16 protein-coding genes are annotated in these 18740 nt (G+C 67.1%); all 16 read right to left on the reverse strand.

What is annotated here, in order from left to right:
- Positions 1–21: 21 nt before the first annotated feature.
- Positions 22–888, reverse strand: coding sequence for a ParA family protein (locus AC3CD9_RS07640; protein ID WP_101546302.1), 867 nt, complete (start codon positions 886–888; stop codon positions 22–24).
- Between the two features lie 38 nt (positions 889–926).
- On the reverse strand, positions 927–1877 hold the full coding sequence (gene xerD, locus AC3CD9_RS07645) for a site-specific tyrosine recombinase XerD (protein ID WP_488367076.1): 951 nt from the start codon (positions 1875–1877) through the stop codon (positions 927–929).
- Positions 1878–1883: 6 nt separating this feature from the next.
- Complete coding sequence (locus AC3CD9_RS07650; RefSeq protein WP_488367077.1) at positions 1884–2645, reverse strand: NUDIX domain-containing protein; 762 nt, start codon at positions 2643–2645, stop codon at positions 1884–1886.
- A gap of 88 nt (positions 2646–2733) precedes the next feature.
- The gene (gene pyrG / locus AC3CD9_RS07655) at positions 2734–4413 is read right to left on the reverse strand and encodes a CTP synthase (protein ID WP_488367078.1); all 1680 of its coding nucleotides are present in this window, start codon (positions 4411–4413) and stop codon (positions 2734–2736) included.
- A gap of 8 nt (positions 4414–4421) precedes the next feature.
- Positions 4422–5558 carry a glycosyltransferase gene (locus AC3CD9_RS07660; RefSeq protein ID WP_488367079.1) on the reverse strand — a complete coding sequence of 379 codons (1137 nt, stop codon included), beginning with the start codon at positions 5556–5558 and terminating at the stop codon, positions 4422–4424.
- 33 nt (positions 5559–5591) lie between these two features.
- Positions 5592–6758, reverse strand: coding sequence for a glycosyltransferase family 4 protein (locus tag AC3CD9_RS07665; protein WP_488367080.1), 1167 nt, complete (start codon positions 6756–6758; stop codon positions 5592–5594).
- Positions 6755–8494, reverse strand: a complete 1740-nt coding sequence (gene murJ, locus AC3CD9_RS07670; RefSeq protein ID WP_488367081.1) for a murein biosynthesis integral membrane protein MurJ — start codon at positions 8492–8494, stop codon at positions 6755–6757. The genes AC3CD9_RS07665 and murJ overlap by 4 nt, the downstream gene beginning before the upstream one ends.
- Positions 8491–9360 (reverse strand): hypothetical protein, encoded by an 870-nt coding sequence (locus tag AC3CD9_RS07675; RefSeq protein WP_488367082.1) that lies wholly within the window; start codon positions 9358–9360, stop codon positions 8491–8493. The genes murJ and AC3CD9_RS07675 overlap by 4 nt, the downstream gene beginning before the upstream one ends.
- The gene (locus AC3CD9_RS07680) at positions 9357–10349 is read right to left on the reverse strand and encodes a copper transporter (protein WP_488367083.1); all 993 of its coding nucleotides are present in this window, start codon (positions 10347–10349) and stop codon (positions 9357–9359) included. The genes AC3CD9_RS07675 and AC3CD9_RS07680 overlap by 4 nt, the downstream gene beginning before the upstream one ends.
- Positions 10342–11580 (reverse strand): putative cytokinetic ring protein SteA, encoded by a 1239-nt coding sequence (gene steA / locus AC3CD9_RS07685; RefSeq protein ID WP_488367085.1) that lies wholly within the window; start codon positions 11578–11580, stop codon positions 10342–10344. Before steA ends, AC3CD9_RS07680 begins: the two co-directional genes overlap by 8 nt.
- Positions 11581–11595: 15 nt before the next feature.
- Entirely contained in the window at positions 11596–13299 is a 1704-nt protein-coding gene (recN, locus tag AC3CD9_RS07690; protein WP_488367086.1) for a DNA repair protein RecN, read from the reverse strand.
- The gene (locus AC3CD9_RS07695) at positions 13300–14241 is read right to left on the reverse strand and encodes an NAD kinase (protein ID WP_211167984.1); all 942 of its coding nucleotides are present in this window, start codon (positions 14239–14241) and stop codon (positions 13300–13302) included.
- On the reverse strand, positions 14238–15044 hold the full coding sequence (locus AC3CD9_RS07700; protein ID WP_488367087.1) for a TlyA family RNA methyltransferase: 807 nt from the start codon (positions 15042–15044) through the stop codon (positions 14238–14240). Before AC3CD9_RS07700 ends, AC3CD9_RS07695 begins: the two co-directional genes overlap by 4 nt.
- Complete coding sequence (locus AC3CD9_RS07705) at positions 15041–15271, reverse strand: hypothetical protein (protein ID WP_488367088.1); 231 nt, start codon at positions 15269–15271, stop codon at positions 15041–15043. Before AC3CD9_RS07705 ends, AC3CD9_RS07700 begins: the two co-directional genes overlap by 4 nt.
- Entirely contained in the window at positions 15268–16245 is a 978-nt protein-coding gene (locus AC3CD9_RS07710) for an HAD-IIA family hydrolase (protein ID WP_488367089.1), read from the reverse strand. Before AC3CD9_RS07710 ends, AC3CD9_RS07705 begins: the two co-directional genes overlap by 4 nt.
- Positions 16242–18269: a tetratricopeptide repeat protein gene (locus tag AC3CD9_RS07715; RefSeq protein ID WP_488367090.1), complete on the reverse strand. Its 2028-nt coding sequence runs from the start codon at positions 18267–18269 to the stop codon at positions 16242–16244. The genes AC3CD9_RS07710 and AC3CD9_RS07715 overlap by 4 nt, the downstream gene beginning before the upstream one ends.
- Positions 18270–18740: the final 471 nt, after the last annotated feature.

Below are 18740 nucleotides of genomic sequence, written 5' to 3' on the forward strand. Positions count from 1 at the left end.
CCACGTCAGTTACGGAGTCGCTCAGGGTGCGCCTCCGCGGGCGATGAGTTCCCGGGCGAGTCGGCGGTAGGCTTCGGAGCCGGCGTGCTTCGGGGCGAAGCTCGTGATCGGTTCGGCGGCCACGGAGGCGTCGGGGAACTTCACGGTGCGGTTGATGACGGTCTCGAAGACCTTGTCGCCGAAGGCTTCGGTGACTCGCGACATGACTTCCTTCGAGTGCAGGGTCCTGGAGTCGAACATCGTGGCGAGGATCCCGTCGACCTCGAGTGAGGGGTTGAGCCGGTCCTGGACCTTCTCGATCGTCTCGACGAGCAGGGCGACGCCGCGCAGAGCGAAGAACTCGGTCTCGAGCGGGATGACGACACCATGGGCGGCGGTCAGAGCATTGACGGTGAGCAGTCCCAGCGAGGGCTGGCAGTCGATGAGGATGACATCGTATTCGTCGGCGACCTTCGACAGGGCACGGGCGAGCACCTGCTCGCGGGCGACCTCGCCGACGAGCTGGACTTCGGCGGCGGAGAGGTCGATATTGGCCGGCAGGATGTCGATGTTGTCGAATTCCGTTTCGACGATGACCTCGTGCGGGTCCAGTCGCGGGTTCATCAGCAGGTTGTAGATGCTGATGTCGAGCTCATAGGGGTTGAGTCCCAGACCGACGGACAGTGCGCCCTGCGGGTCGAAGTCGACGAGCAGCATCTTGCGTCCGTAGGCGGCCAGAGCCGCACCGAGGTTGATCGACGAGGTCGTCTTGCCGACCCCGCCCTTCTGGTTGACCATCGCGATGATGCGGGCGGGTCCGTGCGAAGCCAGGGGTGCCGGCTCCGGGAAGTCCTGGGGCTCGTTTGCGGTCCGCTGCTGGGGGATCTCCAACGCCTCTTGCGTATTCATCTCTCGGATGGCCACCTTTCGTTGCTCTACGTCCAACCCTACCGCGCTCGGGGGTGCGAGGTCGCGTACACTTCCCGCAGTGTCTCCTCGGAGACTTTCGTATAGATCTGCGTCGTCGTCACCGAGGCATGGCCGAGCAGCTCCTGGACGACGCGGATGTCCGCACCGCCCTCGAGGAGGTGCGTGGCGAACGAGTGTCGGAACGTATGCGGAGACACCTCGGCGTCGATCTTCGCCGCCTCTCCGGCGTCCTTGACGATCTGCCACGCCGAGACCCGGGAGAGCCGGGTTCCGCGTGCGTTGAGGAACAGTGCCCCGGCCGGCGCCGAGGATCTCGCCTTCGCCGCTATCGACGGACGCACGCGTGACACCCACGCACCCAGGGCGCGGGCGGCGTGGGATCCGAAGGGCACGATCCGCTCCTTCCCGCCCTTTCCGTAGAGCCGGACGAGCCCTGAGTCGAGGTCGAGATCGTCGAGGTCGACGCCCACGGCCTCGGAGATGCGGGCTCCCGTGGCGTAGAGGAGTTCGAGCAGGGCCGCGGCCCGGATCTGCACGGGTTCCTCGCCGTCGGTGGTGGCGATCATCGCTTCGATCTCGTCGAGCGCCAGTGCCTTGGGCAGTCGCAGTCCTTCCTGCGGTGGGCTGACCTCGGAGGCCGGGTCCGTGGGCGCGAGGTTCTCCCCCAGCGCGAACGTGTGGAATCGTCGCACCGCGACGAGTGCGCGTGCCCGACTCCGCGGTGCCAGTCCCGAATCGAGCAGGTGAAGCGCAAAGTTCTCCACCTTCTGTCGATCGACATCGCCGAGGCGGCTCACCCCGTCCTCGGTCAGCCAGGTTCCGTACCGGGCGAGGTCACGGGCGTAGGCGTCGATCGAGTTCATCGACAGTCCGCGTTCGAACCGCAGGGAGGCGAGATAGGACTCGAAGGCGCGCCGCAGGTCTCCGGGCAGGTCCTCTGGCAGGAGTTCGGCGCCGTGCCGAGCCATAGGGTCTCAGTCCTCGCCCGGGCCGACCTGCGAGGACACCGCGTCCCAGCCACCGGAGCCGGTCGACCCGGCACCGGAGCCGGTCGTCTCGACCTGTGCACCACGGCCGAATTCGGGGCGGCCGTCGACGAGTCGCCTCGGCGCATCGACGGGACGGAACTTCACCGGTGCTCCTGCCGCTTCGGCGCGCAGCACCCGGTCGACCTGGAAGATCGCGAGCTGGGCGATCGCGTTGGTGATCCGTCCATCGGCCACAGCCACGAGTGCTTCGTCGATGCCGACCCAGGCGTAGCGGAACCCTGCCTCTTCGTCGCCGCGTTCGTGACGGTCGGCTTCGGGAACAGAGGACAGCCCGCGGGCCAGGTAGAGACGCATCGTCTCGGAGCTGCCGCCCGGAGTCAGGCAGGAGTCGCTGAGGACGTCCCAGTGGTCGGCCGTGAGGTCGGCTTCCTCGATAAGTTCCCTCTTCGCCGCTTCGAGCGGGTCCTCTCCGGGGACATCGAGCAGACCGGCCGGGACCTCCCACAGCCTGGCTCGGACTGGATGCCGGTACTGCTGGGCCAGCAGGATCCGCTGCTGGTCATCGACGACGGCCACGCCGACGGCACCGGTGTGCGCCATGAGATCGCGAACGAGCCCGGACGCCTCGGGCAGGTCGAAGGTCTCTCTGCGGATATCCCACACTGCGCCTTCGTAGACGACCTCGGAGGAGGTGATCGGCGGGATCACCGGATCGTCCTGCAGGATCTCATCGTGCTGAGTGCTCATCGGCTGCCTCCCGAAACTCGACGGTGGTGGAACGGCGAATGCCGCCGGCGCTCTGGCCGACGGCATTCGCTGTGAAGATGGACAACGGTCACTGACGCTCGAGCGCGGCGGCGACCAGACCCGCGAACAGCGGATGCGGTGAGGTCGGACGCGACTTCAGCTCGGGGTGCGCCTGAGTGGAGACGTAGAACGGGTGCTTATCATGCGGAAGTTCGACGAATTCGACGAGCTCACCGTTCGGTGAGGTTCCGGAGAACTCGAGCCCCGCCTCGGCGAGCTGATCCCGGTAGGTGTTGTTGACCTCGTAGCGGTGACGGTGACGCTCGCTGATCGTCGTGTCCCCATACACGCCGGCCACGACGCTGCCTTCGGTGAGCTTGGCTTCGTAGGTGCCCAGACGCATGGTGCCGCCCAGGTCGCCTTCGCCTTCGACGATCGAGAGCTGCTCGGCCATGGTCGCGATGACCGGAACCGTGGTCTCGGGGTCGAATTCGGACGACGAGGCCGCCTCGATGCCGGCGACATTGCGCGCGTATTCGATGACCATGCACTGCAGACCCAGGCACAGGCCGAGGGTCGGAATGCCGTGGGTGCGGGTGTACTCGAGTGCGCCGAGTTTGCCTTCGATGCCGCGGATGCCGAAGCCTCCGGGCACGCAGATCGCGTCGAGGCCGGACAGTGCCGACTCGGCTCCGGCTTCGGTGGAGCAGTCATCGGACTGGATCCACTTGATTGTGACCTTCGCATCGTTGGCGAAGCCGCCGTGGCGCAGCGCCTCGGTGACGGAGAGGTAGGCGTCGGGCAGGTCGATGTACTTGCCGACGATGCCGATGGTGACTTCCCGGGACGGGTTGTGCACGCGTTCGAGTACCCAATCCCACTTCGTCCAGTCGACGTCGCGGAACGGCAGGTTGAGGTTGCGGATGACGAACACGTCGAGGCCGCCGTCATGGAGGACCTTCGGGATGTCGTAGATGCTCGGGGCGTCGACGCAGGACACGACAGCTTCGGTCTCGACGTCGCAGGCGCCGGCGATCTTCGCGCGGATCGAATCCGGCAGCTCGCGGTCGGAGCGGAGCACGATCGCATCGGGCTGGATGCCGATGGAGCGCAGGGTGGCCACCGAGTGCTGGGTCGGCTTCGTCTTCAGCTCTCCGGAGGGCCCGAGGTAGGGCACGAGGGAGACGTGGATGAAGAACACGTTGTCCCTGCCGATGTCGTGACGGACCTGGCGGGCCGCCTCGAGGAAGGGCTGGGATTCGATATCGCCGACGGTGCCGCCGATCTCGGTGATGATGACGTCGGGACGGTCCGCCTCGGGGCGTTCGGCCTGGGCACGCATCCGCGCCTTGATCTCATCGGTGATGTGCGGGATGACTTGGACGGTGTCGCCGAGGTACGCACCGCGGCGCTCCTTCGCGATCACCGAGGAGTAGATCTGCCCGGTGGTCACATTCGCTGCACCGTCGAGGTCGTTGTCGAGGAAGCGCTCGTAGTGGCCGATGTCGAGGTCGGTCTCGGCACCATCCTCGGTGACGAAGACTTCACCGTGCTGGAAGGGGTTCATCGTGCCGGGATCCACGTTGAGGTAGGGATCCAGCTTCTGCATGGCCACGGTGAGACCGCGCTGAGTGAGCAGATGGCCGAGGCTCGATGCCGTCAGACCCTTGCCCAACGAGGAGGCGACGCCTCCCGTGACGAAGATGTGCTTTGCCGTATGTGTGCCGCCTGGGCCAGTTCGATTCACCACGGGATTTGATTCTATCAAAGTCCGGCTCACGAATCCGAGACGGCGTCGACCTCGGCGTACAGGTCGAGCAGCGTCTCGGAGATCGCCGCACCGTTGCTCACGTCGATGACCCGCTTCTTTGCTGCCACGGCGGAGGTTCCGCGTCCGGCCGGGTCGTCGAGAAGATGATTGATCTCACGCAGCAGCGCCTCCGTGTCGTCGGCGGGAACGGCCTTCGCGGCCTCTCCCCAGATGCCGGCGCGGCGTTCGCTGCCGATGAAGACCGCGGGCTTCGACAGCTGCATGAGGTCTTCGTGGGACAGTCCCGTCATCGTCTCGCTGGCGATGACGACATCGGCGGCGGCCGCGACATCGACGAGGTCTCCGGCAGGTGCCACGAGGACGCCGCGGTCGGAGAATTCGCGGGAGATCGTCGAACGGTCCTTGCCGGTGCCGGTGAGGACGAAGACGACCTTGCGGTCACGGCGGCGCTGGTTGATCTGGTCGGCGGCGTCGAGGACCGTCGCCAGGGCAGTGTGGTCACGCAGCGCGATGGGGCTGGCGACCATCCAGGTGCCTTGCGCGAGGCCGAGTTCGCGACGGATCTCTGCACGCGGGGTGCGGACCGTGAGGTCGGCGTCGATGTCCGGGTGGACGAGTTCGGCGCGTTCGACGACCGGGACGCGGCCGCCGTAGTAGTCGACGACGGGTTCGGTCGTGCCGAGCACCGCGGTGGCCGTGCGGCCGACGATCTCGGCTCCGGTCTTCTCGATGACGTTGGCCGAGTCGAAGGATTCGATGGTCGCGACGACCTTCGGGTGCAGGCGTGCGGGCAGACCGGTGAAGGCCAGTCCGGCGAGCGTCGCCGCATGCAGTCCGTGCGCGTGGACGATGTCCACGTGCTGGTAGTGCTTGTGAAGAGTAAAGGCGGAGCCGGGGTCAGCGGTCGTGAGTCGGCGACGGGCGGTGAGTTCGATCTCGCGGAATTCGCCGGCCAGTTCCTCAGGGACTCCGAAGGTGCCCAGCAGTGACCGGTGCGCGGCGACGGCGACCTTGAAACCGGCCCGGAGGTGACCGAGCACGGCGAGCTTCGCCACTTCGACGACGGGACCGGTGGTATCGGCGAGCACGTGCAGAATCCTCGTGTCTGCGCTCAGTGGGTTGACCTCGCCGGATTCGCTCATTTCCTCATCCTCTTCTTTCGTTCGACGCTGGTTCTAGCCTACCTGGGCAGGCACGAGTTCCGTGTAAAGACCTGCGAGTTCTTCGGCAACTTCCCTCTCATCGGGAAGCTCCCCTCCGCGTGCCCGTGCCCTGGCTCCGAGTTCTGCGCGGCGAGCTGGATCGACGGCGAGTTCGGCCACGGCTGCGGCGAAGGCGGCATCGTCGTCATGGTCGATCAGCATCCCCGCATCGCCGACGAGTTCGGCGCTGCCGCCGGTGGCGGTGGCCACGATCGCCTTGCCGGAGATGAGCGCCTCCTGGAGCACGAGCGCGCGGGCCTCCCACACGCTGGTGAGCGCGTAGATGTCCGCGGCCGCCGCGAGTTCGGCGATGTCATCGCGGGGTCCGAGGAAATGCAGGGCCGGAATCGCCGAGGCGGCTGCGGCGTCGTCGTACTGAGCGCGGACGTCGGCGAGCACCTCCTCATCGGCGGCACCGGCGATGAGGGCGACGATCTCGCCCTGGTGGTTTGATCGGCCCTGGTGGTTCTCCTCGCCGAGGCGGGCGAGTGCGCGCACGAGCATCGGGTAGTTCTTCTGTTTGGCGACGCGGCCGACGGCAAGCACGATGAGGGCCCCGGGGGCGAAGTCGAACTCCTCGGCCAGTGCCGCGCGGGTGGCGGCGGCCGCCTCGGCGGATACAGGGGTCACCTCGGGTGCGGCGGCCGGGAGGAATCGGGCGGTCTGTGCGCCGAGTTCGCGGGCGCGGTCGACGAGGTCGGTGCTCGCACCGAGGACGAGGTCGGCCCCGCGGGCGAGCATCGTCTCGACACGGGTTTCGACTCGTCCGCGCAGTCCCTGTCCGCTGGCCTGGTTGTGGAGGCTGAGGACGAACTTCGGTCGGGTCTTCAGCGTGCGCAGGGTCAGCAGGGTGATGAGTCCGGCTCGGAACCCGTGGGCGTGGACGATCTGCGGGGAGAAGCTGCGCAGCAGTGTGCGCTGTCGGCGGATGAGGGCCGCGTCGGAGGCGCCGATTCCGGTGCCGAGTTCGAGGACGCCGAACCGGACTCCGGGCAGCAGCGAGAAACCGAAGTGTTCGTCGGTGGCGGCCGGTCCGATGACGCCGATCTCATGTCCGGCGGCGGCGAGGTCACGGGCGAGTGCGTGCACGTGGGTGCCGACTCCCCCGGTCGAGGTGCCGATGGTGAAGACGATTCTCATGAGTCTTCCTCCCTGTCGGTGTCGCTGGATCCGTGGTCTCTGTTCTGTGCTTCGGCGTCGTGCACGGTCGTCTCGTCGTTGACGCCGGCTCGGTTCCGGTCGGCGAGCAGGCCGCGGACTTCGCCGAGGAACCCGCGGTCGACGACGAGCACGATGAGACCGAAGACGACGCAGCCGAGGAGGGCTGCGACGATTCCGGCGATCACGGCGGAGCTTGCGGAGTTGTCGAGGAGTCCTCCGAACCACTGCGAGGTGACGACTCCGGCGGTGCCTGCGACGACGGCGGCCCCGAGCGCGAGCAGCGATCGACGTCCGACGAGGGCGAGTCCGGTGGGGCCGAGGACGCGGCGCATGTTCACGAGCAGGAATACTCCGGCGACGGTCATGCCCAGCACATAGCCGCTGCAGATGCAGATGAGGGTCAGTCCGGGATTGCCGTTCGAGCCGGTGACGAGGATGGCTCCGACCATGCCGACGATGACGAGGATCCACCCCGTCGTCGTGGCTGCCGCCGAATAGCGAGAGCGTTCCACCGCATAGAAGACGCGGGTGCCCCACGCCACGAAGGACCACCCGGGCACGGCCAAGGCCATGACCATGATCGCCGTGGCCATGGAGTCGAAGGGGGCGGCGGATTCGCTTTCGGCGTCGATGGCGATGAAGAAGGTCTGCAGGGGGCCCGCTGCCGAGAGCAGGATGACGGCGCCGAGTCCGCCGATGGCGATGATGAGGGCCGTCGTCGTCGAGGTCACCGACCGCATCCGCGCCCCGGCTTCCGCACGTCTGTGCTCGGTCGCCTCGGGGTCGGTGGATCGTCCCACCCAGGTCGACAAGGTCGGGAAGACCACCGTCGCCACGGTCACGGCGAGCACCGCGTAGGGCAGCAGGTAGACGGCGTTGATGTAGCTGAAGAGGACGAGCGTGCCGTCCCCGCCGACATGGTTGGCCAGGCTCAGGGTTGCGAGCACGGCGGCCTGCTGGGCGAGCAGGGCCGACATCCCGGCTCCAGCCAGCCGCAGCGCACGGTGAGCGACTCCGGGTGGGAAGGAGAAGGTGGGACGCAGCTTCAGCCCGGTCGTGGCCATCGGCAGGGCGAGCGGCAGCGCGAGGGCTGCGACACCGACGGTGGTGCCCCAGCCGAGCCAGCCGAGGTGGGTCTGCCAGGTGTCGTCGCTGCCGCCGACGGAACTGTAGGCGATATAGCTGCCGATGACGATGAGGCTGGAGAGCAGCGGGGCGAACGCCGGCCACAGGAACTTCCGGTGGGCCTGCAGCACTCCGGTGAGCACGGCGCCGATTCCGTAGAGGACGAGCTGCGGGGAGAACATGAGCAGCAGCTCCACGGTCGCCTGCACTCCCGCGGCGCTCGTCTTCGTATCGACGAGGATCCTCGCGATCTGCGGAGCGAACACGGCCAGCAGGATCGACAGGGGCAGGGTGACGCTGACCGCCCAGGTCAGCAGGCCGGAGGCGATGCGTCCGGCGGTCTCCCGGTCCGATCTGGCCAGCGGCACGGCGAGCAGAGGGATGACCGCTCCGGCCAGGGCGCCTCCGGCGACGACCTCGAAGAGGATGTTCGGGACCTGGTTGGCACTCTGGTAGGCGGTGCCGACGGTGCCGGCGCCGACGTTTGCCGAGAACACCAGCCAGCGTAAGAAGCCGACCAAACGGGTCAGCAGGGTGATGATCGATACGAGCAGCGCCGTGGAGGCGAGGACTCGAACGAGCTTGTTCACACGACCTCGCGGCCGAACGAGTCGATCTCCCGCAGTCCCGGAGTCGATTCGATGACGGAGGTGAAGGAAACCTTCTCGCTGGCCAGGGTGAGTCCGGCGAGCACGGCGAGGATGAGGCGTCGCTGCGCGGGTGTGGCGGTTTCGGCGAGGATCACGCCGATCGCCGCTCCCAGGGCATTGGCTCCGGTGTCGCCGAGCATCGCATCACCGGCGAGGTCGTCGGGCCAGGCCGCGGCCGTGGCTCCCGCGATCGCTCCCGACGGTGCCCAGGACACTCGGCGATCGTGGTCTGTGAAGGCCAGGGTCAGTGCTCCGGCCTTGAGCGCCCGGCCCGGCCGCAGGTCGAGGAGGTTGAACAGGTTCGCAGAGCCCGCGATCACTCCCCCGGTGACGATGACATCCGCGGTGGCCGCGTACCAGGGCCGGTCGGTTGTCGAGTGCGTGGAGCCGAAGAGCCCGGACGGGCGGGTGCGGCTGCGCAGGATCGCGGCGGCCGCGATCGAGGCGAGCGGAATGCCGGTGACCTTGATCGTCCCGGTCGTGATCTCCCCGCGGGCCAGGGCCGACAGATGACCACGCAGTCCTTTGGAGGATCCGGATTCGCAGAAGTCATCGACGGCGCCGAGGCTGCCCGCCGCGGCCGTGGCCAGCAGGGTCGCCGACCGCTGCCGAGGATCTTCGATGAGCAGGCTGCCGGCCACCAGTCCCGCTGCGACGGCAGGGCCCTCGGCGAGCGAGACGTCGTGTCCGGCGTGGTTGGTGCGCACCACGGAATCGTGAGTGCGCAGCCGCGATCTGAGCACGGCTTTCGTCGCGGCGAAGCCGGCGAGTCCGGCGACGGCGGTGCTGACGATGGAGCGGATCATTTCTCGTCTCCCTTCGGGGTGTCGTCGGACGGCTTCTCTTCGATCTTGCCCGGCAGGATGCCTTCGGCGTCCTCGGCGAATCCGAAGTGTCCGTGCTTTCCGGCTTCACCGGAGGCCAGGGCCCGCACGGTGATGACGGGACCGGCGCCGAGGCCGAGGCCGTCGACGGTGCTGGCACGGGACTTCTCCGTCCGCAGCACGTTGACGAGTCCGTTCTGTGCGGATCCGGCGTCGCCGGCGACGACCACCGAGGTGGCTTCGGCGGTGAGCGCGGTGATGAAGTCGGTGACGAGGGTGCGGGTTCCCTTGTCGTCGGTGGACTTCGGGCTGGGTTCGGTGTCCTCGGCGAGTGTCGAGTTCTCATCGTCGATGACGATGAACAGCGAGGTGGTCTTGTGGTCGGTGTCGGTGCGCAGACGGTCGGCTTCGACGAAGACGTCGTAGAGCTTCGCCGCCTGCTTCTCCGCATCGGCCTGATCGTCTTCGTCTTCGAGCATCGAGGCGTCGCCGGTCAGGGCGATGACGAGGGCGGCGCGGATCGCGGTCGAGTCGTCTTTCGGCAGGTGCGGCACGACTGTGCGCAGCCTCTTGAGGAACTGGGTGGAGTCCTCGAGGCTGAGCGTGTTCGGCACGAACGAGACGTCGCCGGCGATGGTGCCGTCGGCTTCTTTGACCCGGTTGCTGACCTCTTCGACCTGTTCGGAGTCCGCTTCGGGGGCGGCGATGATGCTCACTTCCTGCCCGTCGAGGGTGCCGTCGATGAGTTCCGGGGCCGCGGCGGTGACGAAGTCGTTCTGCTTGTCGATATTGCCCTTGGCGGCGTCGAGGTCGGAGCGCAGGTTGTCGCGGTCCGAGCGCAGGGCGTCGACCTGGCTCTGCAGGGACTCCCCGATCGGTTCCTTCAGCGGTCCCGCGCCGAGGACGATGCCGACGGCGAGGGCGAGGAACACCGAGACGAGGGAGACGAGGTGGTAGCGGAAATCAATCACTGGTCAGTCCTTGGATGAGGCCGGCGGAGTCGGTCGATACTGCGGGGTCGCCGCCGAAGAGGGAGCCGATCCAGCCGAAGAGGCCGTCGAGTTGGGCGCCGATGAGGCCGAGGAAGGTCTGTCCGGCCGAGGTCGCGGTCAGCGCCACACCGAGGGCGACGAGTCCGGCGATGACGAGCACGGCCAGCTGCAGGCTGGAGATGCGCTGCCGGTAGAGCAGGGACACGCCCTTGGCGTCGATGAGCTTCGAACCCACACGCAGTCGGGTGATGAACGTCGAGGCCATGCCCTTGCGGCCCTTGTCGAGGAACTCCATGACGGTGTCGTGGGTGCCCACGGCGACGATGAGTTCGGCACCTTTGTCATCGGCGAGCAGCATGGCGATGTCCTCGCTCGTGCCCGAGGCCGCGAAGGCCACGCATTCGACTCCGAGGGCTTCGACCCGTTCGGTGCCCGGGGCGGTGCCGTCGCGGTAGGCGTGGACGACGATCTCGGCACCCGAGGTCAGAGCGGTGTCGGACACGGAGTCCATGTCCCCGACGATCATGTCCGGTCGGTAGCCGGCTTCGATGATGGCATCGGCTCCGCCGTCGACGCCGATGAGCAGCGGCCGGTATTCGCGGATATAGGAGGCCAGCATCGCCAGGTCCTCCTTGTAGTGGTATCCGCGGACGACGATGAGCACATGCCGGTCGGTGAACGTCGTCTTCACCTCGGGCACGACGAGTTCGGCCGAGAGCAGATCGGAGTCCTTGCGGATGTATTCGATCGTGTTGTCGATGAAGTCCACGAGCACGGAGTTCATTCCGGCCTCGGCGGCGTGCATGTCCTCGGAGATCGTCTCGGCCGTCTGCAGGACTCCTGTGGCCACTTCGGTTTCGCCTGCGTATACGGTGGCGCCCTCGATGGAGATCTCGGCGTTTTCGTCGATCGCGTCGAAGATGTCGGCTCCGGCGGCGTCGATGAGGGGGATGCCGGCGTCGACGATGATGCTCGGGCCGAGGTTCGGGTAGCGGCCGGAGATCGACTTGTCGGCGTTGATCACCGCGACCGGCCGGCAGGCGACGAGGGCTTCGGCGGAGATGCGGTCGATATCGGAGTGCTTGATGATGGCGATGTCGCCTGCTTGGAGGCGTTTCGTCAGATTCTTCGTGCGTCGGTCCAAGCGGGCAGGGGCGGGGCCGAACCTGGTCGGTGCGGTGAGGTTCTCACGGTGTCTGCGCACTTTCATGGTCCGCCCATTCTCTCATCTGCTGCCAACGCCGGCCTCCTTGACCTGCCGAGCGTTGTCGAGCAGTTCGGCCGCGTGGGCCTTCGCCGAGGCTGAGTCGTCCATGCCCGCCAACATGCGGGAGAGTTCGACGACGCGTTCTTCGTCGGTCAGTTCCTGCACTCCCGAGCGCACGGTCTCGGCGTCATCGTCCTTGACGATGGTCACATGGGTGTCGGCCCAGGCGGCGACCTGCGGCAGGTGGGTGACGACGATGACCTGGGCGCCCTGGGCGAGTTTGGCCAGCCGGCGGCCGATCTCCACGGCAGCTTTTCCGCCGACTCCGGCGTCGACTTCGTCGAAGACGTAGGTGGGGATGGATTCGCTGGCGGCCCTGACGACTTCGATGGCGAGCATGACGCGGGAGAGCTCACCGCCGCTGGCGATCTTCGCGATGTCGTCGGGGATCGAAGATTCGTGGGCGGCGAAGGTCAGTCGGACCTCGTCGGCCCCGTGGGAGGTGGGTTCGCGTTCGGAGATCTCGAAGGCGACCGCTGCCTTCGGCATCGACAGGGCGGTGAGCTCTTCGCTGACCGCTGCGGAGAATTCGTCCGCGGTGGCCTTGCGGATCTCGGTGAGCGCCGAGGCGGCCGCTTCCATGGTCTCGCGGGCTGAGTCGAGTTCGGCGTCGAGTCCGTCGAGGTCGCGGTCCTCGGCTTCGAGTTCGGCGAGTTCCGCGGCCGAGCGGGTTTCGAAGTCGAGGATTTCGGCGACGTCGTGGCCGTAGGGGGCCAGGGTGCCGAGTTCCGCTCGCCGGGCTTCGGTCTCTTCCAGCGAGGTCTCGCCGAGTTCGTCGAACCCGGAGAGGTAGGAGGACAGTTCCGCGGCGGAGTCGGACAGGCGCAGCACGGCGTCGCCGAGGGCTTCGCGGATGGTGACGAGTTCCTTGTCGGAGCCTTCGACATCGGCGATCGTGCTGATGGCCTGGTGGACGAGGTCGACGGCGGCGCCGGCATCGTCGATCTCGGAACCGAGCAGCAGGTCGTGGGCGGCACCGACGGCGCGGGTGATCTCGGCGGCGGCACCGAGTTTCGCCGACTGCGCAGCCAGGGTCTCGTCTTCGCCGGGTTCGGGGCGGACCTTGTCGATGGTCTCCAGGCAGCCGCGCAGCCACAGGATGCGTTCGCGGCGGGCGGCGGTGGAGTCTTTGATGCGGCTGACGCGGGCTTCGGTCTCGCGCCAATTCTCGAAGGCGGCACGGTAACGATCGGCCACCTCGGCGAGAGCAGTGCCACCGGCGGCGTCGAGGAGGTGACGCTGTTGGGCTGCGCCCTTGAGGCGCAGCTGTTCGGACTGGCCGTGGAGGGTGATGAGGTCGGAGGAGATGTCGGTGAGCACGGAGATCGGCACGGTGCGGCCGCCGGCCGTGGCCCGGGCACGGCCCTTGAGCGCCACGGTGCGGGAGATGATCGCTTCGTCGTCGGCACTGCCGCCGGCCTCTTCGATGCGTTCGCGCACGGGTTCGGCGACATCGGTGAAGATGCCTTCGACTTCGGCTTTCTCTGCGCCTTTGCGCACGACTCCGGAGCCGACCTTGCGGCCCATGAGCAGGGACAGGGCGGAGACGAACATGGTCTTTCCCGCACCGGTCTCACCGGTGACGACGGTGAAGCCGGTGTCGAGTTCGACGGCGGCCTCGGCGATGACGCCGAGGTGGGAGATGCGCAGTTCGGAGATCATTCAGGCCTCCTTGATCGGTCCTCGCCAGCCGGAGACGGGCAGGCGGAACTTCGCGACGAGTCGGTCGGTGAAGGGGCCGGTGTGGAGGCGGGCGAGCCGGATCGGTGATTTCGAGCGGGTGGCTTCCACGCGGGCCCCGGACGGCAGTTCGAGGGCGCGGCGGCCGTCGCACCACAGCACTGCGGAGAATTCGGGGTTCATCTGGGAGATCTCCACGCCGAGGCGGGAGGTCGGGTTGACGACGAGCGGTTTGGAGAACAGGGCGTGGGCGGAGATCGGGACGAGGATGAGTGCTTCGACCTCGGGCCAGACGATGGGTCCGCCGGCGGAGAACGAGTACGCGGTCGAGCCGGTGGGGGTGGCGAGGATGACGCCGTCGCAGCCGAAGGAGGACACGGGGCGGGCGTCGACGCCGAGGACGACGTCGATCATCCGGGATTTCGAGGTCTTCTCGATGGTCGCCTCGTTGAGTGCCCAGGCGTTGAAGATGTTCTCGCCTTCGTGCCACACGGACACGTCGAGGGCGAGCCGCTCCTCGACGGAATAGTCACGCTGGGAGGCGCGGTGGACCGCCTCGGCGAGGTCTTCCTTCTCGCTTTCGGCGAGGAAGCCGACATGGCCCAAGTTGATGCCCATGAGCGGGGCGCCGGACCCGTGGAAGCGTTCGGCGGCGCGCAGGATCGTGCCGTCGCCGCCGAGGACGATGACGAGTTCGCAGGCGTTCTTCCACTCCCCCAGTTCGGAGGGGTCGATGATCGTGCAGTGGTTGAGGATGGGTTCGTCGTCGACCGCTTCGGCCTGGCGGGCGCGGATGCCGACGATCTCGTCGGAGAGGACGACGGGGGTGACTCCGTCGTCGAGGAGGGCCTTGAACACGCTGACGGCGGCCACGGCCGACTCATCACGTTGGGGGTGCAGCAGCACCATGATGTGTCTGGTCACGACTCTCCTCTCATCATTTCGTCCAGGTGGGCGGGGATGTCTGCTTGGTCGAGCCTATCGGACTGGTCATGTGTTCGGCCTGGGCGAACGCGCAGGAAGTACTCTCGGTTGCCGCTGGGGCCAGGCAGCGGTGAGGGTGCGATGTCGGTGACGCGTCCGGCGTGTTCGGTCACGGCGTCGAGGACGGAGTCGATGGCGCGGCGGCGTTTCTCCCGGCTGGTGACGACTCCGTGTTTGTCCAGCGATGCTCGTGCCAGTTCGAATTGGGGTTTGACCATGAGGAGGAGTTCTCCCGTGGCCGCGGTGGCGGTCAACAGCGGTCCGATGAGCAGGCGCAGGGAGATGAAGGAGACGTCGGCGACGACGAGGTCGACGGTCGGCACGTCGGAGTCGGTCAGTTCGCGGAGGTTGAGTCCTTCGCGGACGTGGACGCGCGGGTCGTCGCGGAGGATGGTCGCGAGTTGATCGTGGCCGACGTCGACGGCCCAGACATGTGCGACTCCGTGATGGAGGAGGACTTGGGTGAAGCCTCCGGTGGAGGCGCCCGCATCGAGGACCGTCAGACCCTCAAGTCGGTCGGTGAGGTCGAAGGCGTCGAGTGCGCCGAGGAGTTTGTGGGCGCTGCGGGCGACCCAGGGATCGGGTTCGGTGACGGCGACATCATCGGTGTCTCTCACGTCCTGGGAGGCCTTGGTCGCGGTGCGGCCGTTGACGCTGACGCGACCGGCGGCGATTTCACGGGCGGCGCGGGAGCGCGAGTTCAGCAGCCCGCGGTCGACGAGTGCCCGGTCGAGTCTGCTCACAAGGAGCCCACCTGCGCGTCGAGATCGCCCAGCAGGGAGTTGAGAAGTTCGTGCCGCTCGGCCGCCGGTGCTGATTTGGCTTCGGCGAGGCTGGACTTCCAGATCTCGATCGGCACCTCCCCGCCCACCGAGGCGGGGGTCGGTGCAGAGGCAGGGCCGGGTGTCGGGGTCGAGTTCGTGCCGGGAGTCGTTCCGGGTCCTGGGCCGGGTGTCGGGGTCTCGCTCATTCGTCCCCTCCGATCCGGCGGGGCAGGTGTCCATCGGCCAGGACCGCCTCGGCGTCGGTCTCCCCCGCATCGATGGCTGCCCAGGCTCGGCGGAGTTCGGCTTCGATCCGGGCGGACTCGCCGCGGTCGGCGCCGGTGATGAGGGCTTCGAGTCCGCGCAGATTCGGCAGGATGAACGTCGGCCGGCGCTCCGGGCCGGCACGCAGCGCATCGTGGATGTCGTGGATTCCGGTGAGGACAAGGGCGGTGTCGATGCCGGCGGCACAGCCGCCTTCGATATCGGTGTTGAGGCGGTCGCCGACCATGAGGGGCCGATGCGCGCCAAGGCGGCCGGCCGCGAAGTCCATCATGTGCGGAGCGGGTTTGCCGACGATGATGGGGGTGGCGTCGGTGAGTCGGGCGATGAGGTCGACGAAGGCACCGTTGCCGGGGACTTTCCCGGTTTCCGTGAGGAGGGAGAAGTCGGGGTTGCTCGCCCACCATTCGGCGCCCGAGCGGATGATTTCGCAGGTGCGGACGATCTTCGCGTAGTCGATCTCCGGGTCGAGTCCCTGAGCGACGGCGACGGGTTCCTCGTCGAGTGAGTCGGTGATCTCGAGGCCCGCCTCTTCGAGTGCGACCCGCAGTCCGGTCGTGCCGAGGAGGTGGACGCGGGCGCCGGGCCCGAATCGTTCGGCTAAGCGTTCGGCGAGTACCTGCGCCGAGGTGGTCACTTCGTCCTCGGAGGCGTCGACACCCATTCCGGTGATCTTCTCGGCGGTGGCTGCGGCCGTGCGAGTGGCGTTGTTCGTAACGTAGCTGACCGGGATCGACTGGGAGTGGAGCCAGTTGATGCCGTCGACGGCGCCATCGACGGCGTGGGTGTCGTGGTAGACGACTCCGTCGAGGTCGAACAGGACACAGTCGATGGGCGTGCCCGGTGATTCGGGCAGGCGCCCATCTGCTGTGTTGTGCTGTTCGGCGGTCAGTGTCACTGCTCTCCGTCGGCCTCGGCCGCTGTTGTGTCGGGCTCGGAGCCTGCTTCGGCGTCGCCTTCTGCGTCGGCGAGGATCTCGTCGAGTTCGGCTTCGATCTCGTCGTCGGTGACCTTGACCGACTTCAGTTCCTTCGCCGAGACATGTGTCTTCGACTTCGGTGCTGCGGCTGGAGCCTCGGCGCCCGTGTCTTCCGCCGAATTGTCGGCAACGTCAGATTCCGTCTGCGGCTTCTCGGCTTCGGGCTCGCTGGCCGAGCCTTCTGCGGCTTCGGCCGTCTCAGCATCGGCGGCCTCAGCGTCGGCGCCTGCAGAGGTCTCGGTGTCGGCAGCCTCACCGTTAGTTGCCTCACCGTCGGCTGGATCTACGTCGGTGCCTTCGGAAGTCTCGGTGTCGGCAGCTTCGGGCTCGTCTTCGACTTCTTCGACGGTTTCGATTTCGACGCCGGCGTTGAGGTCAGGCTCTTCGTCGCCGAAGAGGGTGCCGGTCGCCTTGGCGGTCCGGCGCGAGAGCTCTTCGTATTTGTCGGCGAGTTCGGGTTCGCCGTCGATGCGCAGCACCTCGGCGTAGGCGGCCATGAGACGGACCAGTCCGCCGCCGGGCTTCTGGGTGAAGTCCTCGGCTTCGATGAGTCGGCGCGCACCGGCGATGTCGTCGAGGTCGGACTTGGCTCCGGCAGCGACGATGACGAGTTCGGTGCGGGTGTCGTTGTCGAGATCGAGTTCTTCCGAGTTCTTCAGCAGCTCGATGGCCTTCTCGGGCTTGCCGCGGCCGCGTTCGGCGTCGGCAATCAGCGCGATGTTGTCATTCGAGCCGGAGATGCGGCGGTGGGTGCGCAGTTCGCGGACGGCTTCGTCGTAGTTCTCCACGTAGTACGCGGCGATGCCGAGTGCTTCGCGGACGACGGCGACACGACCGGCGCGGGCCATAGCGGCCTTGGCGTGTTCGTGGGCGCGCTCCGGGTCGAGGTCGAGCAGCCCGCCTGCGGCGACGAGGTGCTTGGCGACCATGTCGGCGTTCTCTTTGTCCAGGGAGCGCAGCTGTGACGAGATCTCTTTGTCGAGTTCACGGCCGGTGACGCCTTCGGGAATCTCGGGTTCCTGAATGCGCGGACGGCGGGCGCGCTGTTCGCGTGCGTAGTCGCCGGTGTCGGTCTTGCGGGAAGCACGGCGGTCGTTGTCGTTGCGACCGTAGCCGCCGCGTCCTCCGCGGTTGTCGTCCCGTCGGTTTCCCCGGTATCCGCCACGGCGGTCATCACCGTCGCGACGATCGCGGTTGAAGCCGCCCCGGCGATCGTCATCGTTCCGGCGGTTGCCCTGGTATCCGCCTCGGCGGTCGTCACTATCACGACGGTCACGATTGAACCCACCACGACGGTCACGATTGAACCCACCACGACGGTCATCGTCGTTCCGACGGTTGCCCTGATAACCGCCGCGTCGATCGTCACCATCACGGCGATCCCGGTTGAACCCACCACGACGGTCATCGTCGTTCCGACGGTTGCCCTGATAACCGCCGCGTCGATCGTCACCATCACGGCGATCCCGGTTGAACCCACCACGACGGTCATCGTCGTTCCGACGGTTCTGACCATAGCCGCCTCGGCGATCGTCGTCGTTGCGACGATTGCCCTGGTACCCACCACGACGGTCGTCATCGCGGCGGTCTCGATTGAATCCGCCCCGGCGATCGTCGTCACGACGGTCACGGTTGAACCCACCACGACGATCATCGTCGTTCCTGCGGTTCTGACCGTAGCCCCGACGGTCGTCGTCGTTGCGACGATTACCTTGGTACCCGCCTCGGCGGTCATCACCGTCACGGCGATCTCGGTTGAATCCGCCCCGACGGTCGTCGTCGTTGCGACGATTGCCCTGGTAGCCGCCTCGGCGGTCGGACTGGCGTGGCCCGCGGCCGTCCCGGCTGTCCGGTCGACGGTTGCGATTGTTGTCGCGATCTGAGCGGTGACCGCCATCTGCGCGGCGGTTGTCCTGGCTGTCTCGCGAATCCCCTTGGGCCACGATTCTCCCTATGAAGTCTTTTCGGTGTTCCGCTCTATTCTAGTCCACTCACCGCTTCGACGCCGTGTGGGCGGGGACACGTCAGCGCCTCGATTCCACTCAGCGCCGCGCCCGTTGCTCTGTGGGTCAACGCCCAGGTCACCGCCTCAGCGCTCTGTTAGAATCAAGGCGAATCCAGTGGAACGGCCGACGGCAATCGAAGAGGTTCGGCGGCAGCGGATGTCCGCGCCGCCTCGACACCAGGGGACGAATGACACCTGACGTGGAAGCTCATTGTGCGGATGACGGATGTCTCCGCGATTCCACGATCAGAATTTCAGGCCTCGTTGCCGGCCCGTCCCCCAGTTCAGCTAGCGCCGGCCCGTCCCCCAGCACGACTGGCATTCCCCACCATGAGATGACCAAGATCACTTGCCGGTGTGACCAGCATCATCGGATTGCGCATTCGGCCCCTGACTTCGCCTATTGTGA

The sequence above is a fragment of the Brevibacterium sp. MGP-B1 genome (genome assembly GCF_057766545.1).